This window comes from Streptomyces sp. 8N616 (assembly GCF_052246385.1).
In the GTDB taxonomy this organism is placed as follows: Bacteria; Actinomycetota; Actinomycetes; order Streptomycetales; family Streptomycetaceae; genus Streptomyces.
On the sequence record NZ_JBQQBY010000019.1, the window covers coordinates 67,314 to 88,786 of the forward strand.

20 protein-coding genes and 6 pseudogenes are annotated in these 21,473 nt (G+C 67.4%); 9 read left to right on the top strand and 17 right to left on the bottom strand.

All coding sequences use genetic code 11. The annotated features are described in order from the left end of the window. Positions 1–235: 235 nt before the first annotated feature. Complete coding sequence (locus ACTWQC_RS18845) at positions 236–1,795, top strand: BTAD domain-containing putative transcriptional regulator (protein ID WP_443316887.1); 1,560 nt, start codon at positions 236–238, stop codon at positions 1,793–1,795. Between the two features lie 206 nt (positions 1,796–2,001). Here the strand turns inward: ACTWQC_RS18845 and ACTWQC_RS18850 are convergent. The 6 genes and pseudogenes from ACTWQC_RS18850 to ACTWQC_RS18875 form a co-directional block, all read right to left on the bottom strand. Beyond that, a pseudogene (locus ACTWQC_RS18850) lies at positions 2,002–2,055 on the bottom strand (hypothetical protein); the annotation flags it as partial. Between the two features lie 509 nt (positions 2,056–2,564). Continuing rightward, positions 2,565–3,503, bottom strand: a pseudogene (locus ACTWQC_RS18855) (IS110 family transposase); the annotation flags it as partial. Then, positions 3,491–3,736 (bottom strand): annotated as a pseudogene (locus ACTWQC_RS18860) (IS110 family transposase); the annotation flags it as partial. The pseudogenes ACTWQC_RS18860 and ACTWQC_RS18855, both read right to left, overlap by 13 nt. A 23-nt stretch (positions 3,737–3,759) precedes the next feature. Next, positions 3,760–4,350 carry a dihydrofolate reductase family protein gene (locus ACTWQC_RS18865; protein ID WP_443316888.1) on the bottom strand — a complete coding sequence of 197 codons (591 nt, stop codon included), beginning with the start codon at positions 4,348–4,350 and terminating at the stop codon, positions 3,760–3,762. Further along, positions 4,340–5,348 (bottom strand): annotated as a pseudogene (locus ACTWQC_RS18870) (transposase). Before ACTWQC_RS18870 ends, ACTWQC_RS18865 begins: the two are co-directional and overlap by 11 nt. 9 nt (positions 5,349–5,357) lie before the next feature. Beyond that, a pseudogene (locus tag ACTWQC_RS18875) lies at positions 5,358–5,993 on the bottom strand (integrase core domain-containing protein); the annotation flags it as partial. 1 nt (position 5,994) lies between these two features. Here ACTWQC_RS18875 and ACTWQC_RS18880 point away from each other — a divergent pair. Beyond that, positions 5,995–6,279: pseudogene (locus ACTWQC_RS18880) on the top strand (acyltransferase family protein); the annotation flags it as partial. 77 nt (positions 6,280–6,356) lie between these two features. On the opposite strand, the gene ACTWQC_RS18885 reads toward ACTWQC_RS18880, so the two are convergent. The 10 genes from ACTWQC_RS18885 to gabT form a co-directional block, all read right to left on the bottom strand. Then, the gene (locus tag ACTWQC_RS18885; protein WP_443316889.1) at positions 6,357–6,692 is read right to left on the bottom strand and encodes a hypothetical protein; all 336 of its coding nucleotides are present in this window, start codon (positions 6,690–6,692) and stop codon (positions 6,357–6,359) included. A gap of 578 nt (positions 6,693–7,270) precedes the next feature. After that, complete coding sequence (locus ACTWQC_RS18890; protein WP_443316890.1) at positions 7,271–8,167, bottom strand: tyrosine-type recombinase/integrase; 897 nt, start codon at positions 8,165–8,167, stop codon at positions 7,271–7,273. A 53-nt stretch (positions 8,168–8,220) separates the two neighbouring features. Next, the gene (locus ACTWQC_RS18895; RefSeq protein ID WP_443316891.1) at positions 8,221–8,808 is read right to left on the bottom strand and encodes a thiamine pyrophosphate-dependent enzyme; all 588 of its coding nucleotides are present in this window, start codon (positions 8,806–8,808) and stop codon (positions 8,221–8,223) included. Beyond that, positions 8,808–9,347 (bottom strand): phosphonopyruvate decarboxylase, encoded by a 540-nt coding sequence (locus tag ACTWQC_RS18900; protein ID WP_443316892.1) that lies wholly within the window; start codon positions 9,345–9,347, stop codon positions 8,808–8,810. The genes ACTWQC_RS18895 and ACTWQC_RS18900 overlap by 1 nt, the downstream gene beginning before the upstream one ends. A 255-nt stretch (positions 9,348–9,602) precedes the next feature. Then, entirely contained in the window at positions 9,603–10,376 is a 774-nt protein-coding gene (locus ACTWQC_RS18905) for an SDR family oxidoreductase (RefSeq protein ID WP_443316893.1), read from the bottom strand. 97 nt (positions 10,377–10,473) lie between these two features. Continuing rightward, positions 10,474–11,313 carry a fumarylacetoacetate hydrolase family protein gene (locus tag ACTWQC_RS18910; RefSeq protein ID WP_443316894.1) on the bottom strand — a complete coding sequence of 280 codons (840 nt, stop codon included), beginning with the start codon at positions 11,311–11,313 and terminating at the stop codon, positions 10,474–10,476. 34 nt (positions 11,314–11,347) lie between these two features. Further along, positions 11,348–12,376 carry a hypothetical protein gene (locus ACTWQC_RS18915; protein ID WP_443316895.1) on the bottom strand — a complete coding sequence of 343 codons (1,029 nt, stop codon included), beginning with the start codon at positions 12,374–12,376 and terminating at the stop codon, positions 11,348–11,350. 122 nt (positions 12,377–12,498) lie between these two features. Further along, positions 12,499–13,119 (bottom strand): pyridoxamine 5'-phosphate oxidase family protein, encoded by a 621-nt coding sequence (locus ACTWQC_RS18920; RefSeq protein WP_443316896.1) that lies wholly within the window; start codon positions 13,117–13,119, stop codon positions 12,499–12,501. After that, entirely contained in the window at positions 13,116–14,132 is a 1,017-nt protein-coding gene (gene gap / locus ACTWQC_RS18925) for a type I glyceraldehyde-3-phosphate dehydrogenase (RefSeq protein WP_443316897.1), read from the bottom strand. The genes ACTWQC_RS18920 and gap overlap by 4 nt, the downstream gene beginning before the upstream one ends. A 62-nt stretch (positions 14,133–14,194) precedes the next feature. Beyond that, entirely contained in the window at positions 14,195–15,541 is a 1,347-nt protein-coding gene (gene gabT, locus ACTWQC_RS18930) for a 4-aminobutyrate--2-oxoglutarate transaminase (RefSeq protein ID WP_443316898.1), read from the bottom strand. A gap of 186 nt (positions 15,542–15,727) precedes the next feature. Between gabT and ACTWQC_RS18935 the strand changes: the two genes are divergently transcribed. The 7 genes from ACTWQC_RS18935 (at position 15,728) to ACTWQC_RS18965 (ending at position 20,971) form a co-directional block, all read left to right on the top strand. Further along, on the top strand, positions 15,728–16,618 hold the full coding sequence (locus ACTWQC_RS18935; RefSeq protein WP_443316899.1) for a diiron oxygenase: 891 nt from the start codon (positions 15,728–15,730) through the stop codon (positions 16,616–16,618). After that, a complete protein-coding gene (locus ACTWQC_RS18940) occupies positions 16,615–17,475 on the top strand; it encodes a hypothetical protein (protein ID WP_443316900.1) in 861 nt (286 codons plus the stop codon). The genes ACTWQC_RS18935 and ACTWQC_RS18940 overlap by 4 nt, the downstream gene beginning before the upstream one ends. A gap of 25 nt (positions 17,476–17,500) precedes the next feature. Beyond that, entirely contained in the window at positions 17,501–17,905 is a 405-nt protein-coding gene (locus tag ACTWQC_RS18945; protein ID WP_443316901.1) for a holo-ACP synthase, read from the top strand. A gap of 11 nt (positions 17,906–17,916) precedes the next feature. Next, positions 17,917–18,150, top strand: a complete 234-nt coding sequence (locus ACTWQC_RS18950) for an acyl carrier protein (RefSeq protein WP_443316902.1) — start codon at positions 17,917–17,919, stop codon at positions 18,148–18,150. 85 nt (positions 18,151–18,235) lie between these two features. Further along, positions 18,236–19,063: a class I SAM-dependent methyltransferase gene (locus tag ACTWQC_RS18955; protein WP_443316903.1), complete on the top strand. Its 828-nt coding sequence runs from the start codon at positions 18,236–18,238 to the stop codon at positions 19,061–19,063. A gap of 78 nt (positions 19,064–19,141) precedes the next feature. Next, on the top strand, positions 19,142–20,110 hold the full coding sequence (locus ACTWQC_RS18960) for a 3-oxoacyl-ACP synthase III family protein (protein ID WP_443316904.1): 969 nt from the start codon (positions 19,142–19,144) through the stop codon (positions 20,108–20,110). Positions 20,111–20,128: 18 nt separating this feature from the next. After that, on the top strand, positions 20,129–20,971 hold the full coding sequence (locus ACTWQC_RS18965; RefSeq protein ID WP_443316905.1) for a hypothetical protein: 843 nt from the start codon (positions 20,129–20,131) through the stop codon (positions 20,969–20,971). 40 nt (positions 20,972–21,011) lie between these two features. Here ACTWQC_RS18965 and ACTWQC_RS18970 read toward each other — a convergent pair whose 3' ends face one another. Beyond that, positions 21,012–21,314, bottom strand: coding sequence for an ArsR/SmtB family transcription factor (locus tag ACTWQC_RS18970; RefSeq protein WP_443316976.1), 303 nt, complete (start codon positions 21,312–21,314; stop codon positions 21,012–21,014). Between the last annotated feature and the right edge of the window lie 159 nt (positions 21,315–21,473).

Below are 21,473 nucleotides of genomic sequence, written 5' to 3' on the forward strand. Positions count from 1 at the left end.
CCCATCAATATTCGTCCGCCTCGCCGTGCCCATCGGTGCCCATCCTCGGCGAATGCTGCAGGTGCGCCCGGGCCGGGAGGCGTGCGGGGGAACCAGACCTCCGAAGAGTTACAAGTAGTTGGAGGCAACTGTGCAATTCTGGATACTCGGACCACTGGAATCTTTGGACAACGGCCGGCCCGTGGCACTCGGCGGGACCAAGCAGCGGGCGACACTCGGATATCTGCTTCTGCGGATGAACCGCGTTGTCGCGACCAGCCAGCTCCTCAACGCCCTGTGGCCCATGGACGACGCCCCCATATCGGCGCGCAAGATCTTGCAGAACGCCATATGGGGCCTGCGGCGAGCCCTGCCATCGAAGCAGGGCGGCACGGGGGCCACCCTGGTGACACAGCCCCCCGGCTACAGACTGACCGTCGACCCCGACGACGTCGATCTGTACCGCTTCCAGCGCATGGTCGAGACGGGGCGGGCGAAACTCGCGGAAGGAGCACCGCAAGAGGCGGCGCTGCTTCTGCGGGACGCCCTGGCGCTCTGGCGCGGGCCGGTACTCGCGGACCTGGCCGAGGCAGGCATCGCCTGGCCCGAGCTGTCCGCTGTGCAGAACGCCCGGCTGGACGTGATGGAGGACTACTTCGAGGCGGAACTGGCATGCGGCCGGCACAGTGCGGTGCTCGGTGAACTGGAGGCCATGGTCGAGAAAACGGCGCTGCGGGAGCGCTCGTGCGGGCAGCTGATGACCGCTCTGTACCGCAGCGGCAGGCAGGCCGACGCTCTGAACGTGTACAGCCGGGTACGGCGCATGCTGGTGGGCGATCTGGGCCTGGAACCCAGCCGCGATCTGCAGATGCTCCAGCAGGCGATCCTGACCCAGGACCCGTCGCTGAATCTGCCTCAGGGGCTGGCCGTCCGCGGTGGGCCCCGCCGGGTCGTGACCCTCACCGGCCGTGCTGCCGAGTCCGCGCGACGGATCGCGGAGGGCGGCCCGACGGTCTCCGGCGCTGTGGTGGCTCCGCCCCGGCCGGAGACCGCGAACGAGAGCGGACGGCCCGTCCCGAACGAGAGCGGACGGCCCGTCCGGGCGGGTGAGGAGAAGCCGGCCACCGTTCCCGCGCGGCAGGCCAGACCGGTCCGGCGTAGAAGGGTCAACGTGCTCCTGGTCCGCGCACAGCTCGCGGCGGAGGCCGGTGACATCCACGCCGGGGGCGCCATCCATGCAGAAGACATCGACGAGACGCTCGAGCGCGCCTCGTGCTGGATCGAGGAGACCATTCAGCACTTCGGCGGCACTGTCACGGCGGGCATAGGGTCGATCGCCATGGCGGTGTTCGACTCGGGCGGGGAGCGCATGGACGGCGCCGAGCGCGCGGTGCTCGCCGCGCTGGCGATACGTGACGGACTCGACGCTCCGCATGGGCCGTTGGGGCAGTCCTCCGCCGTCGGCCCGGTACTGTCCTTCCGCGCTGCGGTCGCCGCCGGCGAGGCATCGGTGCACTATCGAACGACCGACTCGGACGGCGCCCCAGCCGCCATCACCGGCGCGCTGCTCGAGGGGTGCACCTCCTTACTGTCGCGTGCCGCCGCCGGCCAGATCCTGGTCTGTGGCAGCACGCGCGACGTCACCGAGTCGATGATCGACTACCGTGCCGACGGCACGGGAGCGTGGGAGGCACGGGGCATCCGCGCTGACTCCGTGGACCTCGAGGCCATGCCCACCGCGGAGTGGGAGGCGGTACGCGGAGTGGATGCGGCCTCCTGGACCGGACGAGGCACCGGGCTACCCTGCGTCTCGTAGTGCTGAACGGCGCCGGCGTCGGCATGACCCGCTTCCTCTGTCCTCGCCTCCCCGGACGCCGCGGTCGAGCGGCCGCCCGACTTCGCGGCGGCCGCCGCGCTCACCGATGCGTGTTTCCGGGAAGGAGCGGTCACACGCCGGGCGATGCTCCCGGCCCAGGCCCCCCGCGGCTTCAGGGGCCCGTTGAGGGCGACACCGCGGGAGATCAGTGAGTACTCCACCCGGATCGGCGTCACGTCGTAGGTCCCCGGGGTGGACATTCCGTCCGCCTGCAACTCCCGCAGGTGCTGGACCAGGACCTTCTCGCTGACGCAGAGATCAGTGGCTTCAACTCACCGAAGCGCCGGTACTGCTGGCTGAGTGCCCCCAGGATGAACACTTTCCACGCGCCGCTGCGGCCGCTACCGTGCTGGCCGACGCTCACCGCTACCCCGCCGCCCACTCCACGCAGGTATACAGCGGGGGACGGTAAGACGCACGGCCCGGAGGGAAGGGAGGGGCATCGTACCCGCCGCGTGCCCGATCAGGCGGTGTCTGTCTCCTCGTCGTCTCCCGGGCCCGACTGTCTTTCGGCGGCGTGCAGCCTGTCCTCCTGTACTCGGGCATTCAGGGCGGCTCGCTCCACTGACCGCGCGCGGCCCCCCGCTCGTCGCCGGGCCCGACGCTCCTGTCTCCGCAGCAGAGAAAGTGGGCCGGTGACACGCGTGCTGAGAGCTTGCTGAGCCAACTGGCCGGGTGGCTCTCCCGGGGGGTGCCCCTATGGGTTTCGTCAAGCGATGACGGAGGTTCGTTGTTCGTAGAGGGTGCCGTTGCGGAGCATCGCGAAGAGCACGTCGGCTCGGCGTCGGGCGAGGCAGAGGAGGGCTTGGGTGTGGTGCTTTCCCTGGGCGGTCTTCTTGTCGTAGTAGGCCCGGGATGTGGGGTCGGTCAGGGAGGCGAAGGCAGACAGGAAGAAGGCCCGTTTGAGCAGTTTGTTTCCTCGTCGGGAGGGTTGTTCACCTCGGATCGAGGAGCCTGAACTGCGGGTCGCTGGGGCGAGCCCTGCGTAGGCCGCGAGGTGTGCGGCGGTGGGAAAGGTGCTGCCGTCGCCGACGTCGATCAGAATGCGTGCTCCGGTCCTGACCCCGATGCCGGGCATGGAGGTCAGGACCTTGGAAAGAGGATGGGCCTCCGGCAGTTCCTCGATCCGGCTGACCAGCAGTTTGCGCTGGTCGAGCACAGCTTTGAGCTGTCCGGCGAGGCTGGGGCCGATCAGCGCGGCGGCGTCTGTGCCCGGGACAACGACCGTCTGCTCGTCCAGCGCCGTGAAGACGTCATCCACCAGGCGCTCGGCCATCCGCGGGGCCTTGGCCCGTATCAGATTGACCAGCTGACGCCTTCCGGCCTTCCTCAACTGGGCCCGAGAGCCGAACCGTTCGAGCATCAGCAACACGGCCGGGTGCTGGATGCGTGGTCCCAGGACCCGCTCCAGCGAGGGGTGGATCTGTGTGAGCAGGCCACGGAGCCGGTTGCTGATGCGGGTGGCTTCGCCGGCCAGGTCGTCGTCGAAGCCGACGATCATCTCCAGCTCGGCGACGGTTTCGTCGGCGAGCTGGAGGGCGCGGAGGGTGTGCGGCATGGCGCGGGCGGCGTCCGCGATGATGAACGCATCCCTCGCGTCGGTCTTGGCCTCGCCGGGGTAGAGATCGGCGATTCGCCGGTGAGTGAGCCGAGCCCTGGGAAGCTGGTGATGATCTCGGCGTCCGGGTGTGTGTTAAAAGATTCCACCGTCGCTTCGGCGAGGTCGTCTGCGTTAGTGCAGGCCGCTTCCAGCTGCCGCAGCAGGGCTGTGGTCTGGCGGCCCATGGCCTGTTCGACCAGTGGGAGTTGTCGCATCTGCGGGGCGCGAAGGGCGGCGCGGAGCCGGTCGGCCTCGGCCTCGATGCCGCGCTTGCGGCCGGCGTTGGTGCCACGAGGACTTTCTGCTACCTCCTCGGCTCATACCGCATCGCCACCGCTCCCGAGCCGAACTCCAGCCGGCTCACGAGCTTCAAGTCGATACGCTTCGATAGCCCCGCGAACAACGTCGGCCCATGGCCCGCTAGCCTGGGATGCACCACGAACTCGTACTCATCGATCAATCCCAGCTCCGCCAACGCCAGCGGGAGCTTCACGCCTGCCACGAACAGTCCCTTGCCGGACTCCCGCTTGAGCTGCTGAACGGCCTTCCCCAGATCCCCTCGCACGAGCTCCGCGTTCCAATCGACCCGATCCAAGGTGCTCGACACGACGTACTTCTTTGCCGCGTCGATCGTCCGGGCGAAGGGTTCCATCCAGTCAGGCCTCGCTCCCGTCCGCGCCGGCGGCCGCCACGCTGCCTCCATCATTTCGTAAGTCACCCGGCCAAAGAGGAGGGCATCGGCCTGGGCGAGGTTCTCGACGGCGTGACGATGCAAGTCTTCGTCCGCGACCATTACACGATGATCGCAGCACCCGTCCAATGTGACGTTGATGGAATACCGAAGGGGTCGCATGACGCGAGAGTACCTATAGGCATAGGGCCGCCTAACAATCATTCGACAGAGGGATCGTTGGATCTTCCGTGGGGTGGCCGGTGGGCTTGTCGATCCAGACGGCGTCGGGCAGCTTCGGCGGCTCGGGGGTGCCGCGGACGAAGCGTTCGGGGTGCTGGCGGTAGACGTCCGCGAGCACGTCGGCGCGCATCTCGCGGAGATGGTCGGCGAGGCCGAAGTGGACGTCGAACGGAGTATGCAGGGCTATTCCGGAATGCCGGTGGGACAGGTTGTACCAGTCGAAGAAGCCGGTGCACCAGGCGCGGGCGTCCTCGATACAGGCGAACCGGTCGGGAACGTTGTGCCGGTACTTCAGCGTCTTGTACTGGGCTTCCGAGTACGGATTGTCGTTGGAGGTCTTCGGCCGCGAGTGGGACTTGGTGACGCCGAGGTTGGCGAGCATCTGCGCCACGTTTTCGGCGACCATCGGCGAGCCCCGGTCGTAATGGAGCGTCAACTGGCCACGGTCGATTCGATGCCGAACTTGGCGATGGTCGAGGAGAGGAACTGCTCAGCCAGTTCCTTGTTCTCCGAGGCGGCGAGCATCCAGCCGACGGTGTAAGGCTGTAGATGTCGATGATCGTGTAGAGGCAGAAGTAGCTGCCCTTGACCGGCCCCTTCAGCTTGGTTATGTCCCACGTCCGGACCCGGTTCGGGGCGTTGGCGACCAATTCGGGCTTCTTGCGCGAGGGGTGGCTTGCCTGACGGCGGCGCTCGCGGACCTCGCCGTGCCGACGCAGCAGCCGATACATGGTCGCCTCCGAGCACAGGTGGACCCCGCGGTCCAGCATCACCGCGTAGACCTCCGCCGGCGCCATGTCGACGAACTCCTCCGACCGCAGCACCGCCAGGACGTTCGCCTCCTCGGCCTCGGACAGGGCGCGTGGATGCCGTCCGCGCTCGCGCTTCGGCCTGGCCGGCGCCGGGCTGTGGCGGTGGTGGCGGTAGTAGCTGGCGCGGCTGACGCCCAGGGCAGCACACTGCGGGTGCCGATTAATCATCCAGCCTGGTCAGGCGGCATGTTGGTACTCGTGAAGGGTTCCGCCGAGTCGTTCTCGTCGGCGGACCTTCAGGTCCTGATCTGTTCTCGGTCGGTGATCGGCGCGGGCAGGGGATGTAGTGGAGCCGCATGGTGAAGGGACCGGTGCGGGCGGTGTCGGTTGTAGTAGGACTCGAACTCGCGCAGGGCGTGGAGGAGGTGGGTCTGGTTCCAGATCAAGGTGCGGTCCAGCAGCTCGCGTCGGCAGGTCTGTATCCATCGCTCCATGATGGAGTTCATCCTGGGCATCTGGATGCCGGTGGTGACGACCTTCAGCTCCGCGTCGGCCAGCACGGCTTCGAAGGCTGGCGTGTATTTCGAGTCCCGGTCGCGGATCAAGAATCTGGCTTTGCTGCCTGCGTCCTCCACGTCCATGATGAGGTTGCCCGAGCTGCACGATCCATTCCGCTGTGGGGTGTGCGGTGGTGCCCAGGATTCGGATGCGTCTGGTGGTGTGCTCGATGACCGCGAAGACGTACAGTCGTGTCCCGGTCAGGGTGCGCGTCTCGAACAGATCACAGGCGAACAGTGCTCCGGCTTGGCCGCGCAGGAAGGCGGCCCAGGTGGTGCTCTGGCGTTCGGGCGCGGTCGGGATGTCGTGATCCCGGTGGTTCACGGCGCTCGGTGCCAGCACCCTGTACGGCTATCTCCTGCACGGCTTCCTCGCCAAGGGCTCCCGCTTCTGGAACTGATACGAAGCCGACTGGCCGTACACGCCGCTGGGCGCAATCGCGGCAACCCTCCTCGCCGCAGCCGTCGTGACGCTGCTGTGCACCCTACCGGTACAGCTGTTCCGCTTCGCCATGGAGCCGAAGATGGAATGGGCCTTCAAGCGGGACGCAGCCGAGCTGGCCCGTACCCGAGTGACGGCGGGACCACATCGCCACGGCTGAGTGCGCGTGATCTGCCCCGCCTCTGCTGCGCATCAGTGCCACTGGATGGGTGGGTCAAGGCAAGAGGCGCACAGCCGTCAGGCCCACGGCCGCCTGGGAGCCGTTGTGCGCGACTCCCCGCGGAGGCGCAAGCGGTCGATACCGGCACGGGTAGCGGCGTTGTCCAGTGATCGCAGCGCCAATAGGAGGAAGCCGATGTCGTCGAGGAGGATCGGTTCCGGCAGCAGATCGACCGGGAGTACCAAGTAGCCGACTGCTGCCCAGAAGGCCACCTTGCCCGACGCAGGGATACCCGCCTCGCGCAGGAGCCTCCGGGTGCGGAGGAGCCGTAGCAGCAACTTCACAGCGACCAGCACGGTGACGGCCACCACCACTCCGGCTGCGAGCAGCCACGCCATGCCTTTCCCGCTCATGCGGGGTCCCTCCTCGTACGACCGGCTTCTGGGCAAGGTTGCACAAGAGCTTCCGCGTTCGGGTCTGCGGCACACCGGACCGAGGTCTGTTCGGTCGCGCAGGGGCTGTTGGGTGGTTCAGCACTGCTGACCGGTTGGGCCGTCGAGAGCTGCGGGGTCGAGCTTTGCTCCGCGTCGGCCCAGGAGACCCGGTCGGCGAACAGCGAGTCGGGTACGCGGCGGGGTAGCGGGGCAGGATGACAGCGGTCGGGGTGCCGTGGCCATCAGGGAATTCCTGAGCAGGCGGGATCAGTACCGGCGTTCTTCGAGAGCCACGCAAGCATCAGCAGCTCGCGAATGCTTCGCAACACGACGTAGCCCGCGGTCGGCCCACCGGACGCCGCCTTTAAGGTTGTTCGATAGAGACCCCTTGACTGCGGCGGCGTACCGCATCGCATGGGCCTTGACAGCCCATCAGAACTGCAAAAGTCTGAAAGTGGAACATAAGAGGAGAATTGCCGCGCGGCTGGGGGTCAAGGGGTCGCAGGTTCAAATCCTGTCGTCCCGACCAGCGTTTTCGCAGGTCGAAGGCCGTTTTCTCAGAGATGGGAGAGCGGCCTTTTCCGTGTTCGCAGGCCTGGTGGTCGCCTGGTGGTCGCATACGCGCCCTGGAATTGGGATGCCTGGGGTGAACTGGTTGGTGGGATGGGGGAGTAGGACGGCTTGAGTCGCTTGTTGCGGCCTTGGGAGTGGTCGCGGTGTGGTCGCAGCCAGTTCGGCCAGTGACGGCGGGTGCCGCCTTGGTCGGCGTTGGTCAGGGCTCGGTCGATGGTGTCGACGGCGTCGCGGGCGGCTTGCTGGGTGAGGTGGCTGTAGAGGTTCGCGGTGGTGGACAGGGTGGAGTGGCGGAGGGTCTTGGACACCACGGTGAGGGGGACGCCGACGGTGATGGTGAGGGTTGCGGCGAGGTGCCGCAGGTCGTGGAGGCCGATGCGGGGCACTCCGGCTTCTTCTGCCCGTCGTCCGAGGTGAACAGACGACGGTACATAACGCTCCCAGGGGTTGTTGCAGGTTGGCCGGTTCGGAAACGGAAGAGGCGGAAGCGAGGCAGGGCGTACAGAGCGATCACTGTCCCTGCTTGCGACCTCCACTTGTGCGGGCCCGGAGCCGTGAAGGGCGGCGTCCGTCCGTGGCTCTCCCCCTGCGGTGAGGCGGTTTCGAGAGAGTACCCGCCGGCCGCGGAGGACCCGATAGAAGGGTCGGCCGCTGGTGCGGCCGTGCTGGGCCCGAACATGCTCAGCACGGTGGGCAGCGGGTGGGTGTCGGCGGGCGGGAGAGGAAGAGGGGCGTAAGGAGGCATGGTTCTCACACCCGCCCAGGACCAGTCCCTCCGCCGCCCCTCCAGCAACCTGGGCCAGGGCTTGACAGGACGCACAAAGACCTGAGTCCGCGATCTTGCCCTTAATGGTGGACATCATGGACACCGAGCCCTTCATCCACGCGGGCCCCAGATAGGGGGCGTCGCGGGGAACCAGTTGCCGCCGCCGGTTCAGAAGGTGGCCAGGCCGAGCGCGGCGCGGAAGGCGTTCTTGTTGGCCACGCCGTCGCGGGGCGGCAACGCGCGTGGTGGCTCGTCGGTGGTGATCAGCACCTGGGCGTACGTTGTCGCCGCGCGCGCCTTGATGCGTGTGGCGAGGTCCTCGGCCTGGGCGAGGTCGGTGATCCGTACGGCGTCGCGGATGCCGAAGCCGTGGGCGACGGCGACGAGGTCGGTGCCCAGGCCGGTGTGGCTGGGCTGCATGCCGGTCTCGCCGAAGTGCGCGTTGTCCAGGACCACAAGGGTGAGGTTCGGAGGGAGTTGGGCACCGACGGTGGCCAGCGTGCCAATACCCATGAGGTGTTCGCCGTCGCCAGTAATCGCGACGACCGGGCGGTCCGGCTGAGCGAGGGCGAGACCGAGGGCGAGTGGAGCGGCGGCACCCATCGCGCCCCACAGGTAAAAGGTGCCGGGACGGTCGCCGGCCGCGAACACGTCGTAGCTGGGGGCGCCGAGGCCGGTGACGACCAGGGTGTCCTCGGGGACACCAGCAAGCAGGTCGGCGACGAACACACGCCGGTTTAAGCGGGCGGGGGTCATCAGTCGCGCTCCCATTTCTTGCGGCCGATCAGCTTCTGTCCGAGGAGCACAGCGACGCGCTCGCCCGCCCCGAATACCGAGTCCAGGGCGGCCTCGACGGTCTCCTCGACCTCTTCAGGGGTGTCGGCGCGCAGGACGGTGATGCCCATGAGTTCCAGGGCCTGTTGCGTGGTGCGGCCCATGGGGCCCTGCCACGGGTTGAACTCGGCGTACTCGCCCCGCATCGTCACCAGCGTCAGGAAGGGGAACCGGCACATCTGCAGCAGGGAGAACATGTTGACGCAGTTGCCCACCCCGCTGCTCTGCATCAGCAGCACGGACCGCTGCCCGCCCAGCCAGGCCCCGCTGACCACGGCGACGCCCTCCTCCTCGGTGGTCAACACCACGTCGTGGATGGCTGGATCGACACGCGCTTCACGGATGACGTGGGAGTGGCCGGCGTCGGGGACGTAGGCGACCTGCTGGATGCCGTACTTCTTCAGTGCGGCGAAAACGCCCTCCTGCCAGGAGGGGGCCGCCGGGGCGCGTGTCTGGCTCATCCGTTACTACTCCGCTGATTGGTCGGTTCAGGTGCAACGCACCATGAGTGCTGATGGACAAGGGAGGGCATCTCGCACTGCGTTTGGCTGTACTTTCGGTTCCCGCCCTCGTTCCGTGACGTCGAGGACGTGATCGCAGAAACTTCTCTGGACCCCGCGCCGAGGGGCCGATCGGGCGACAGACCAGCGACGCGCTCCTGGACCACCAGCTTCCGGAGCGCGACCGCGCCCTCACCATGTACGACCCACTTCGGACTACAGGCTGCGTACGAGGCCGCCGTCGCAGCGCAAAGCTGTCCCGGTGACGTACGACGCCGGCGCGCTGCAGAGGAATGCGGCTGCTGCGGCGAATTCCGAAGGGCGACCGTAGCGACGGGCTGGGATCGTGGCGATCGACGCCTGCTCCACCTCGGCGACGGTACGACCGGAGCGTTCGGCATTCGCAGCGTCGACCGCCGCGGTGCGGTCGGTCTCGATACGGCCGGGCAGCAAGAGGTTGACGGTCACACCGTCTGCGGCGACCTCTGCCGCCAGCGTCTTCAAGTACCCGGCCAGTGCAGCGCGGCCGAGGTTTGACAGCGCGAGGTTCGGCAGGGGGGCGGCAATCCCGCTGGAGCCCACCGCCAGGATTCGGCCCCAGCCGCGTTCTCGCATAGCGGGCAGTGCCTGCGAAACCAGCCGGACGTGCTGGCGCAGCATCGCGTCCAGCGCGGCATCGACGTCATTCGCATCGACGTCGGTCGCCGGGCCGGGCTTGGGCCCAGGGCCATTGAGTACGAGCACATCGGGTGGACCGAATGCCACGACCGTCGCCTCGAACAGCTCGGCCGGACCGTCCTCAGCGACAAGATCCACCTCGACACCGACGGCGCTGGGCAGGTCCGCGGCGATCTCCTTCGCCCGGTGTCCCCGCCGGCCACAGACCACAGTGTTGGCTCCTTCCGCAGCCAGCGTCCGGGCAATTGCCTCGCCGAGGCCTCCTGTCGACGAGCAGACGAGGGCGGTACGCCCTGAAAGACCAAGATCCATCAAAAGGAACCTCCTGTAAGGCCCCAGCAGGATCGGGGGCTGGCGCGGTGGCCGTGAGGGCTCCGTTTCCAGCCCCCCTCTGCTAGGCCCTGTCGGCCTAGGACTTCACCGTGTGAGCGAGGGTGCCGATGCCCTCGACGACTGCGGTGATCGAATCGCCGGGTTCGATCACCGCGGCTCCCGGGGTTCCCGTGCAGATGACGGTTCCCGGCGCGAAGGTGCGGCCGGCCGCGAAGTACTCGACCAGGAAGCCGAGGTCGTACTTCATGTCGGACACGGGCGCGGAGGCGACGACCTCACCGTTGCGAACGGTCGAGACCTGGATCGACTGGAGATCCGCGTCCTCGAACTCGTCGATGGTCACCAGCTGCGGGCCCACGCTGCAGAACGTGTCGAAGCCCTTGGCCCAGGGGATGTAGCGGGGGTTTTCACGGATGACGTCCTCCGCGGTCAGGTCGAGGACGGCCGTGACGCCCGCGATGACGGACCGCCACTCGTCACGTCGCACGTTCTTGCACTCCGTGCCGATGACGAGGCCCAGTTCAGCTTCCGCGGTCACCCTCTTGCTCTGGGACGGCAGTTCGATCTGCTGACCGTTACCGATGAGGCAGTTGCCCGGCCGCAGATACGATCCGGGCCCGGACGAGGGTTGTTGGGTGTTCAGATCCTCGGAGTGACCCTTGTAGTTGAGGCCGGCTCCCCAGATGTCGCCCCCGTCGACGATGGTCAGGGCGTCGTCCAGGTGGACATCGGCCGGCTCGGCGTCCGGCAGAGGGTCGAGCAGCGCCGCGAGCTCCCTCCTGCGGGTCGCGTCCAGCAGGTCGGCCAGACGGCTCGAGGCCTCGTAGCCTTCGATGCCGGAAAGCGAAACCCAGCCGTTGCGGTGACGTGTGAATATCTGGTGACCGTCCTCGGTATTGAACCGTGCCAGCCGCACCTTTTCTCCTCCCGTATCGTGCTGTTCGAAGGGGTCAGGCCGCTGCCGTGCGCTGGAAAATGCGCTGTGCCGCGGCATGGATATCGCTCTTGCCCACGCTCCGCGGGGCCAGCTCGGCGGCGGTCTCCATCAAGGAAGCCGGGTCGACGGTCAGTTCGGCGCACAGCCGCTCGATGATCGGGAAGAATCCGGAATGCAGTCCGATCACGCCGCCGAGTACCTGCATGTTCCGGTCCTCGGGAAGGAGTTCCAGGCTGGTCCGGCAGAAGTGTGCGAGCCTGGCCAGCGCCTTGTAGTCGAACCTGTCCTCGCCGAGAGTGCTGATGATGCCCGCCAGCGACTCCGTCTCCGCGTTACCGGCGCCGCGGCCGATGCCGTCGAGCGTGCCGTCGACGATCGTGGCACCCGCCTCGAATGCGGCGATGCTGTTCGCGTTCGCCATGCCCAGGTTGTCGTGGCCGTGAAATCCGACGACGGGGAAGGACTCCTTCGCGATGGTCACATAGAGGTGGACGTTCGCCGGAAGCATGGAGCCGTACGAGTCCACCACATACAGACCGGCGATGGCCGGAGTGACGTCGCGTAGCAGACCGGGCAGTTCCTCGGCGGGCGTGCCGCTCGTCTTCATCAGGTTGAGGTAGACCTCGCCGCAGATCTCGGTGGCGCGCTCGATGTAGTCGAGGTGCTCCGGGACCCGCTCGGGCTCCATGCCGATACGGACGAACGACATACCCTGGTTGCAGAGTTCCGCGAGTGTGGAGAGTCGGCTGAACTCGGGCTGCGCGAACATGCCCCACGAGGTGGCCGTCAGCTCCGACCGCGCGATCTCGCACCAGCGTTTGAGATCGATGTTGCATGCCCTCGTACCGAGTCGTTCCGCCTCGAAGCCGAGACCGTGCCCGATCTCGACCTTCTTAATGGGTGTCTCGTCGAGTCGTCGGAGGAGTTCGCTGACGAACTCTTCGTCGAGTTGGAAGTCGACTGCGTAGGAACCATCACGCAGTGTCGCGTCAAGAATCTCTAACCTCTGCGGCTGGAAGAGCGGGGACTGTGGTGCAGGCATACGTATCCTCCTGAGCTCGGCAGTGTGGAGATGGCTCTGGTCAGCCATTGCGGAATTGCGCGGGGCGTGGCGGCCTGTGGTCCTTTGCTGATGCCTGTGACTGTGTTTTCGTCCGGCGCGGCTCAGTTCACGCGAGCGAGTTCCCTGCGCAGTCGCCTGTTGTCTTCCTCCAGTTCGTCCAGGCGGGCGTGGGTGGCATGGAGGTACTGGCGGATCTCGGCCTCGGTGAAGCGGGGTGTGATGTGCTGCTGGCAGTTCCAGCTGTAACCGTGGACATGGACGGTGATCACGCGCTCCACGAGTCCGTCCGTGCGCGGGCCCGTGGCGACATGGTCACCGCCGGCCTCGGCCGGGTCGCCGACGGATGCCCGGCCGAACAGTTTCATGCGGCGGCGGTGTGCGTAGTCCATGAAGAACAGCGACACCCGGTCGTTGTGCGCGAGGTTGCCGACGCTGATGTACTGCCTGTTGCCGCGTACATCGGCGAAGGCCAGTGTGTCGTCGCCCAGGACCCGCGCGAAACCGGGCGGCCCGCCCCGGTACTGCACATACGGCCAGCCGGTCTCACTCACGCTCGCCAGGTAGAAGCCGTCGCTGACCGAGATGAACTCCGCTTCCGCGGGCCCCAGTCGGTCGCGTTCGGGTGCATCGGCTAGCAACCGCGAGACGGCTCGCGTGCTTCCCTGGTCCTGCTGGGCGCGGCGTACCGAATCGGTGAACGCGATGTGCGCGTATCGGCTCATCCCCGGCTCCCCAGTCGCGCGGTCAGCTCCAGCAGCCGGTACGAGAAGGCCGTCTCGTTGTCGTACCAGCCGACCGTTTTGACGATCGACCCACCGCCCTCCCGGTTGGTGACCATGGTGAGCTGGGAGTCGAAGGTGCACGAGGCCGTCGTGCCGACGATGTCGGTCGAGACAAGGGGCGCCTCTGTGTACGCGAGCAGACCCCGCAGCTCGTTCTCGGCCGCCTTACGGAAGGCGGCGTTAACCTCGTCGACCGTCACCTCACGGGCCAGCTCCACGGTCAGGTCGGTCACGGAGCCGTCGGCGACGGGGACGCGCATGGCCATGCCGTCGATACGTCCGGCCAGTTCGGGGATGACCTGCCCGATGGCCCGGGCGGCGCCGGTGCTGGTGGGAATGATGTTCTGGGCGGCGGCGCGCGCACGCCGGTAGTCCTTGTGCGGCAGGTCGAGGATGCGCTGGTCGTTGGTGTAGGCGTGCACGGTGGTCATCAGCCCGCGTTCGATCCCGAACGCCTCGTGCAGGACCTTGGACATGGGCGCGACACAGTTGGTGGTGCAGGACGCGTTCGAGACGATCCGCGCGTCCTCGTCCAGGGTGTCCTCGTTGACCCCCATCACCACGGTCCGGTCCGCGTCGGCGGAGGGCGCGGAGATGACGACCTTGCGCGCGCCGGCCTCGATGTGCCGCCGGGCGTCGGCGGCGCGGGTGAAGACGCCGGTCGACTCGATCACGACGTCGACGTCCAGCTCCCGCCAGGGCAGCGCAGAGGGGTCGGTCTCCTTCAGGACCCGGACGCGGCGCCCTCCGACGACCAGGACGTCACCGTCCACGGAGGCCCCCTCGGTGAGCCGCCCGTGCACCGTGTCGTACGCCAGCAGATGAGCCAGCATCGCGGGTTCGGTCAGGTCGTTCACCGCCACCAGTTCGATGTCGTCACGCTCCAGGGACGCGCGGGCCACGCTGCGTCCGATGCGCCCGAAACCGTTGATGGCGAGGCGAAGCACAGTCATCACCACTCCTACCTATTGCGACGTCAATCGGATGCTTCGAAGTCTATAAACTGTTTCGATGGTCATCGCAACAAATCCAGGACCCGGGGAAAGGTGTGCTCCAGGATGTCCAGGCCCTCGTCGAGGAGGCCCTCGCCGATGACGAGCGGGGGCAGGAAGCGCAGTACGTTGCCGTAGGTGCCGCAGGTCAGGACCAGCAGGCCCGCGGCGTGGCAGGCCTTGGCCAGCGCCGCCGCCAGCTCCGGATCCGGGTCCTTCGAACCGGACTTCACCAACTCGATGGCGATCATCGCGCCGCGGCCGCGGACGTCCCCGATGACGGAGAACTTCTCCTGCAACACCGTCAAGCGGGCCTTCATCGTCTGCTCGATCTCCTTCGCCCTGGCGTTGAGGTCGAGCTCCTTCATCGTTTCGATGGCGCCGAGCGCGCCCGCGCAGGCCACCGGGTTGCCGCCGTAGGTGCCGCCCAGGCCGCCCGCGTGCGCCGCGTCCATGATCTCGGCGCGGCCGGTGACCGCGGCGAGCGGCAGACCGCCCGCGATGCCCTTGGCGGTGGTGATCAGATCGGGCACGATGCCCTCGTCCTCACAGGCGAACCACTGGCCCGTACGGCAGAAGCCGGACTGAATCTCGTCCGCGACGAAGACGATGCCGTGGTCGGCGGCGAACTCGCGGATCGCCGGCAGGAAGCCCTTGGCCGGCTCGATGAAGCCGCCCTCACCCAGCACCGGCTCGATCACGATCGCGGCCACGTTCTCCGGGCCAACCCGCTTGGTGATCTGATCGATGGCCTGCGCGGCGGCCTCCGGAACGGCGTTCTCCGGACCGGTCGGCCAGCGGTAGCCGTACGCCACCGGCACACGGTAGACCTCGGGTGCGAACGGGCCGAAGCCGTGCTTGTACGGCATGTTCTTGGCGGTCAGCGCCATGGTCAGGTTCGTACGGCCGTGGAAGCCGTGGTCGAAGACCACGACCGCCTGGCGCCCGGTGTACGCGCGGGCGATCTTCACCGCGTTCTCGACGGCCTCGGCGCCGGAGTTGAACAGCGCCGACTTCTTGGCGTGGTCACCGGGTGTCAGCTCGGCGAGCCGCTCGCAGACCTCGACGTACCCCTCATACGGCGTGGCCATGAAGCAGGTGTGGGTGAAGTCGGCGAGCTGGGCGGAAGCCCGGCGTACGACGGCCTCGGCGGACGCCCCCACGGAGGTCACGGCGATGCCGGAACCGAAGTCGATGAGCCGGTTCCCGTCGACGTCCTCGATGATCCCGCCACCCGCGCGCTGGGCGAAGACCGGCAGAACCGAGGCGACGCCGGCGGCGACCGCCCTGTCCCGTCGAGCCCGCAGCTCCAGCGACTTCGGGCCCGGGAGTGCGGTCACGAGTCGGCGCTCCTGCGGAATGCTGTCCATAAAGGCTCCAGGTCCAGGAATGGCGCTAGGCGCTCTTTGCTCTGCCCATGCAGGCTACGGTCCTCGGGCCGTCGAGGGATATGGCGATTGCCTGGCCGCTACCGGCCTGGCCGCTGGCGGGCATTGAACGCGTCCGGTCTCCTCCATAGCGTGGAGTTGCCACCAAGTTGGGGAGGGCGATTTCACATGGTGAGCCAACTCATCGACAGCGACGAGCGATTCCTGGGAATCCTCGAACGGCTCTCGGCGAAGTCGATCGACGACTATTACAATCCGTACCAGATGTTCGAGTGGCCGGACAGTCTGCCCGAGGATATGTGGTGGATGAGCCCGGAACTCACCACCACGTACGGAACGGAAATCGCCGAGCGACTGAGCGAGCAGCAGTTGCACGCGCTTTCCAAGTACGAGAGCGTCAACTTCTACAGTCTGAACGTCCACGGAATTCGTGAACTCCTCATCGAGGTGGTGAAGCGGATTCACACGGCCGGGTTCCAGACGCCGTCCGAGTTCTTCCACCACTTCGTGGGTGAGGAGAACGAACACATGTGGTTCTTCGCCGAGTTCTGCAACCGGTACGGCAAGAAGATCTACAAGCAGATGCCCGGCGGGACTGTCTCCCTCGCCAACAGCCAGGCAGAGAGCCTCGTCGTCTTCCTGAGAATCCTGATCTTCGAGGAGCTGGTCGACCACTTCAACTCCCTGATGGGTGCCGACGAGCGCCTGCACGAGACGATCCGCTCCATCAACCGGCTCCACCACCAGGACGAGTCGCGGCACATCGCCTTCGGGCGCGAGCTGGTGGGTGTCCTGTACGAGGACCTCAAGCGCACGGCCACCCCCGACGAGCTGCGAGACCTGGACGCCTACATACGGCGTTACATGACGTACAGCTTCGAGACGCTCTACAACCCGCAGGTCTACCGGGACGCCGGGATCGACAACCCGCAGCGGGCACGCAGCGAGCTGCTGTCCAGTGTGGCGCGCGCCGACTTGGAGCAGCGGGTGTTCCGCAAGACGCGCAAGTTCCTGGAGAAGACCGGGATCATCTCCCATTCGCAGGAGGCCTGGCGATGACCTCACCCACCACCACCGCGTCGGACAAGGCCCCCGCAACCTCGGGCGCGGTGACCACCCTGGGCCCGGAGCAGACCGCCCTGCTCAAGGAGCTGGACGGCATCTTCGCCGGCTGGGCGGTGTCGGACGGCGCGCGGGAAGTGATCGCGCCGCCGCTGTACCCGGTGTCCGACCTGGAGAAGTTCGACGTCTACAAGAACTTCCCGCACCTGGCGCTCACCGCGAGCCCGATCGATCCGGCGCACCGGGGCGACGGGCCGGTCGCGGGCCGGTTCGAGCCGTCCCAGCTCCAGGGGACGCAGTACGGTCTGCCGCATGCCACCTGCTACGGCGCGTATCTCTTCCACGAGGGCCGACAGCTCGATGCGGATGTGCTGGTGACGCTCGTAAACCGGTGCTTCCGCAACGAGACGCACTACAGCGGGCTGCGTCGGCTCATGACCTTCCAGATGCGCGAAGCCGTCGCCATCGGGGCCTTCGACCACACCCAGCACCTGTTGGAACGCTTCTCAGGGCGGATCACCGCCTTCTCGGACGCCCTCGGGCTGGGCCTAGAAAAGGTCCCGGCCACCGACCCGTTCTTCGAGAACACCGGGGCGCGCGCACTTCTGGCAAAGCTCTCCCCGGTCAAGTACGAATTCCAGTACGGCGACCTCGCCATCGCGTCGGTCAACACGCACCGCAACTTCTTCGGCGAGCGCTGCCGGATCACCCTGCCCGGGGGCGAGGACGCCGCCTTCACCAGTTGCGCGGCCTTCGGCCTCGAACGCTGGATCGCGGTGCTCGAGGAGCACCACGGCGGCGATCTGGGCAAGGCTCTCGACGCCGTACGCGACGCGGCACGGCAGATTGACTGACGGCGGCCCTGGCGGTTTCCCGCCCGTGCGCATCGGCGTCGACCTCGTGCCGCTCGGCCGGGTCGCCGCGATGTCGACGAACGCGGATCACTCGCCGATCACCCGCATCCTGACTCCGCGTGAATACGCCGAGTGCCGCCGGGGAAACGCCGTGGATGTGCCTGGGGCCGCCGGGAGGCTGGCCGCCAAAGAAGCCGTGTTCAAACTCTTCCAAGCTGCCGGAGAAGTCCTTCCGTGGCAGGGGATCGAAATCCGCCACGGCGTCGGCGACTGGCCGACCGTCGAGCTGACGGGGCGTGCCGCCGAACTGGCGGCAAAGGCGCATCTCGGTCCCATAGAAATCAGCATCACGCACGACGAACCGTTCGCCATTGCGGTCGCGTGTGCCGTTAATTCGTCGCCCTCCAAGGCCGACAGGACGAAGGAATAGGGAGAAAACTCATGGCATCGCGGGGCATCGAGGAGATACGCGACTGGGTTCTGGCGCGCAACAAGCACCGGGATTCGCTGGGGCCGGACGAGGATCTGATCGGAAGCCGGCTCGTGGACTCAATATCGTTCGTGGAACTGGTCTACGCCATCGAAGCGGCCGCCGACGTCGAGATCGATTTCGACACCATCGACATCCGGGACTTCCAGACCATCTCGGCGATGGAGAAGGCCTTCTTCGCGTAGACGTTTGTCCGGTTTTCGGGGCCACCCCCGCCAGGCCCGCGTCCCGGCGCACCCCAGGACCGCATACCCAGCAAGGAGTTGACGAGTGGAAGCTGTGTCGTACACGGCGCAATGGACCGCAGCGGCGCGAGCGGTCGAGTCCGAGCAGAGGGAGGGAGCGCTGTTCACGGACGACCTCGCCCGCGCGCTCGCCGCGCCGCGCGGCTTCGAACTGCTGGACAAGTACGGCGGCGGCGGCCTGCTGCAGTACATCGCCATCCGGACCAAGTACCTCGACGACAGCATCGAAACCCTCCTCACCGAGGGCGGCATCAGCCAGGTCGTGTTCGTCGCGGCCGGCATGGACACCCGTGCCCACCGGCTGACCTGGCCCGAGGGCACGATCGTCTACGAGGTGGACCACGCCGGGCTGATCGAGGAGAAGGCCGAGCGCCTGCGCACGCTGGGTGCGCGGCCGCGCGTGGAGCGCAGGCCCGTCTCCGCCGACCTCGCCGGTGACTGGCTGCCCGCGCTGGAAGGGGCGGGGCACGACCGCGAGGCGCCCACCCTGTGGGTCGTGGAGGGACTGTTCTTCTTCCTCACCGAGGAGCAGGCGAAGCACGTCCTGCACACCCTGGGACAGGTCTCCGCGCCCGGCAGCCGGCTGGCCACCGACATGGTGAACATGCAGATGCTGCGCAGCCCGTTCAACCAGACCTTCCTCACGGCCCTGCGCGAGGACGGCACCCCGTGGGTGTTCGGCACCGACGAACCCGAGGAGTTCCTTGCCGCGTGCGGCTGGAAGGCGCTGGAGGTCAAGGAGCCCGGCGAGCCGGGTGCCGGTGAGAACCGCTGGCCGTACGCGGTCCAGCCCAGGGACCGGCGCGGAGTCCCCCGCAGCTGGCTCATCCGGGCCGAGCATGTCACCGGCTGACCTCCTGGAGCCGGATCAGCTCAGGGGTGGGCCCACGCACCGGCCCACGCGTCGTCCCTACGAGGGGAGTGAAGTGCGGTGAACGCGACGACGACGGACACGGCGACGACATTGGAGCGGATCGAGGCATTCCACCCCGAGCGGACGGTCAAGGTGGGCGACCTCGCTGAGCATCTCGGGCTGGGCAGAGCCGAAGTGGGTGCCTTCCGCAAGCTCTACGGTCTGGAGGAGATGCGCTACGACCCGGAGCTGACCCTGTTCGACCTAGCGCTGCCTCCCGCCCGGCGGGCCCTGGAGGCGCTGCCCGTCGGCAAGCGGGTGGACTACGTGGTCTACGCCCACACGATTCCCACCCTCACTCCGCCGGACATGGAGCCCGCCCAGATCATCCGGGACGAGCTCGGACTCACCGGGGCCGAGGCGTTCGCCGTCAGTCAGCAGGCGTGCGTGAGTAACCTGGGCGCCATCGACATGGTCGCGCAGCTCCTGCGCGCCGAGTCCGACGCCGATGGTTACGCCTTGGTGGTGACGGGCGAGCGGGCGTTCTCGCCCGCCGTGCAGCTGATGCGCAACAGCGCCGTCATGGCCGACGCGGGAGCCGCGTGCCTGGTGACGCTCGGCGGTGAGGGCGACGTGGTGCGCTCATACGTCTCGCGCACGCTCGGGGAGTTCTCGCCCGGGCTGTTGATGAGCGACGAGGAGAACCGCGACTTCGGGCTGGTGGCCACCGACACCCGCATCGAGATCATGCGCGCGGCGGTGGCGGAGGCGGGTCTCGCGTTCGACGACATCGAGCTGGTCCTGCCGCACAACGTCAACGCCCTGTCCTGGAAGCGCGTGATCGACGAGATGGGGATCGCCGCGGACAAGATCTTCCTGGAGAACGTGCCGCGGTACAGCCACTGCTACACGTCCGATGTGTTCGTCAACTACGCGACCGTGCGGGACAGCGGGCGACTCATCGACGGCAAGCACTACCTGTTCGTCTCCGTCGGCATCGGCGCCACCTTCGGCGCCATGGTGGTCACCCATCGACGGGCCAAGTGAAGGAAGAGGTATCCGCTCATGCCCATTCTCACAGCGGCGGCCTCCGTCGTATCGCCTTCCCGCAAGCCCTACACCTCTGACCCCGAGCGTCTCGCCTTCTACCGCGACCTGGTCGAGCCGTTCGGCGAGCCCGTGGACGAGGAGGTGCTCCGGGCCGGCCCGCAGATCAGCCACCACGACCTGCTCGACCGGCTCGTGGCGAACGCCGGGCCGTCGGAGCGGCTCAGGCCGGACCTGATCGTCCTGGCCCACTCGCTCCCCGACCTGCACCCCTTCTCGGTGCCGGGTCCCCGGCTCAACCATCTCCTCGGCGGCGGGGCCACGAGCGTGGGGATCTCCCAGCAGGGCCTCGCGGCGCCCTTCACGGCTGTGCGTGTCGTCGCCGGTTATCAGAAGGCCGGACGGTGCGGCGACGCCGTGGTGGCCGTGCTGGAGCAGACCACCCTGCCGACGCGTTTCGCGCTCGCCCACGAGACGCCGCTGGTCGACTCGGGCGTTCTGCTCGTCCTCGGCCGCGACCCGGAACCGGGCCACGTATCAAAGGCGGGAGCGGATGCGGCGGCAGGCCCCCGGATCGGGGAGGTCGAGGCGCTGGGCACCGACGTCTCTCCCGCGGTGCGGCTGACCGAACTGGCGGAGGCGGACGTCGAGGGGACCCTGATCGTGCTCGGGCCCTGGTTCAAGGACGACGCCCTGCCCGACAAGCTGCGCACGTACCGGGCGAACCGGGGCACCTACTGCACCAGCGTCTGGCTGACGCTGGCCCGCCACTGGCAGACATGGCGGCAGAAGTACAAGACGGTCGTCCTGTGCGACACCGAGCCCCGCACTGGCGTGAGCCACCTGGCCGTACTGCGCTGAGCACCCCGCGACCGGCCGCGCCCGCCCCTGCACGGCAACGTCACGCGTCGGCGGGCGCGGCCTCCAGAACCGCCTTGAGCAGGCCCGGGAAGCGCCGTTCCAGGTCGTCGCGGCGCAGTCGGCTGTAGCGGGCGTTTCCGTCCACCCGCGTTTCGACGACTCCGCTCTCCCTCAGGATCCGCAGGTGGTGGGAGACGGTGGAGCGCTTGACCGGCAGGTCGAGCGTGGTGCACGAACCCTCGCCGCCGACATCCAGCAGACGGACGATCTGCAGCCGGACCGGGTCGGCCAATGCCTGCAGCACCACACCGATCTCGACCCCGGCGAGGTCCGGCTTCGGCATCCAGGTGAATTCTTCGTCGGTCACGGCACCTCCGATGGTGATCGAACGTGAGCATACCCGTCACACCTCCCTTCAGTTCCGATAGTCATCGACTCTTCCGATGAACATCGTATCTCTGCTACGGTCGCCGGAGTCGACGATCCCGAAACGGAGAACGGA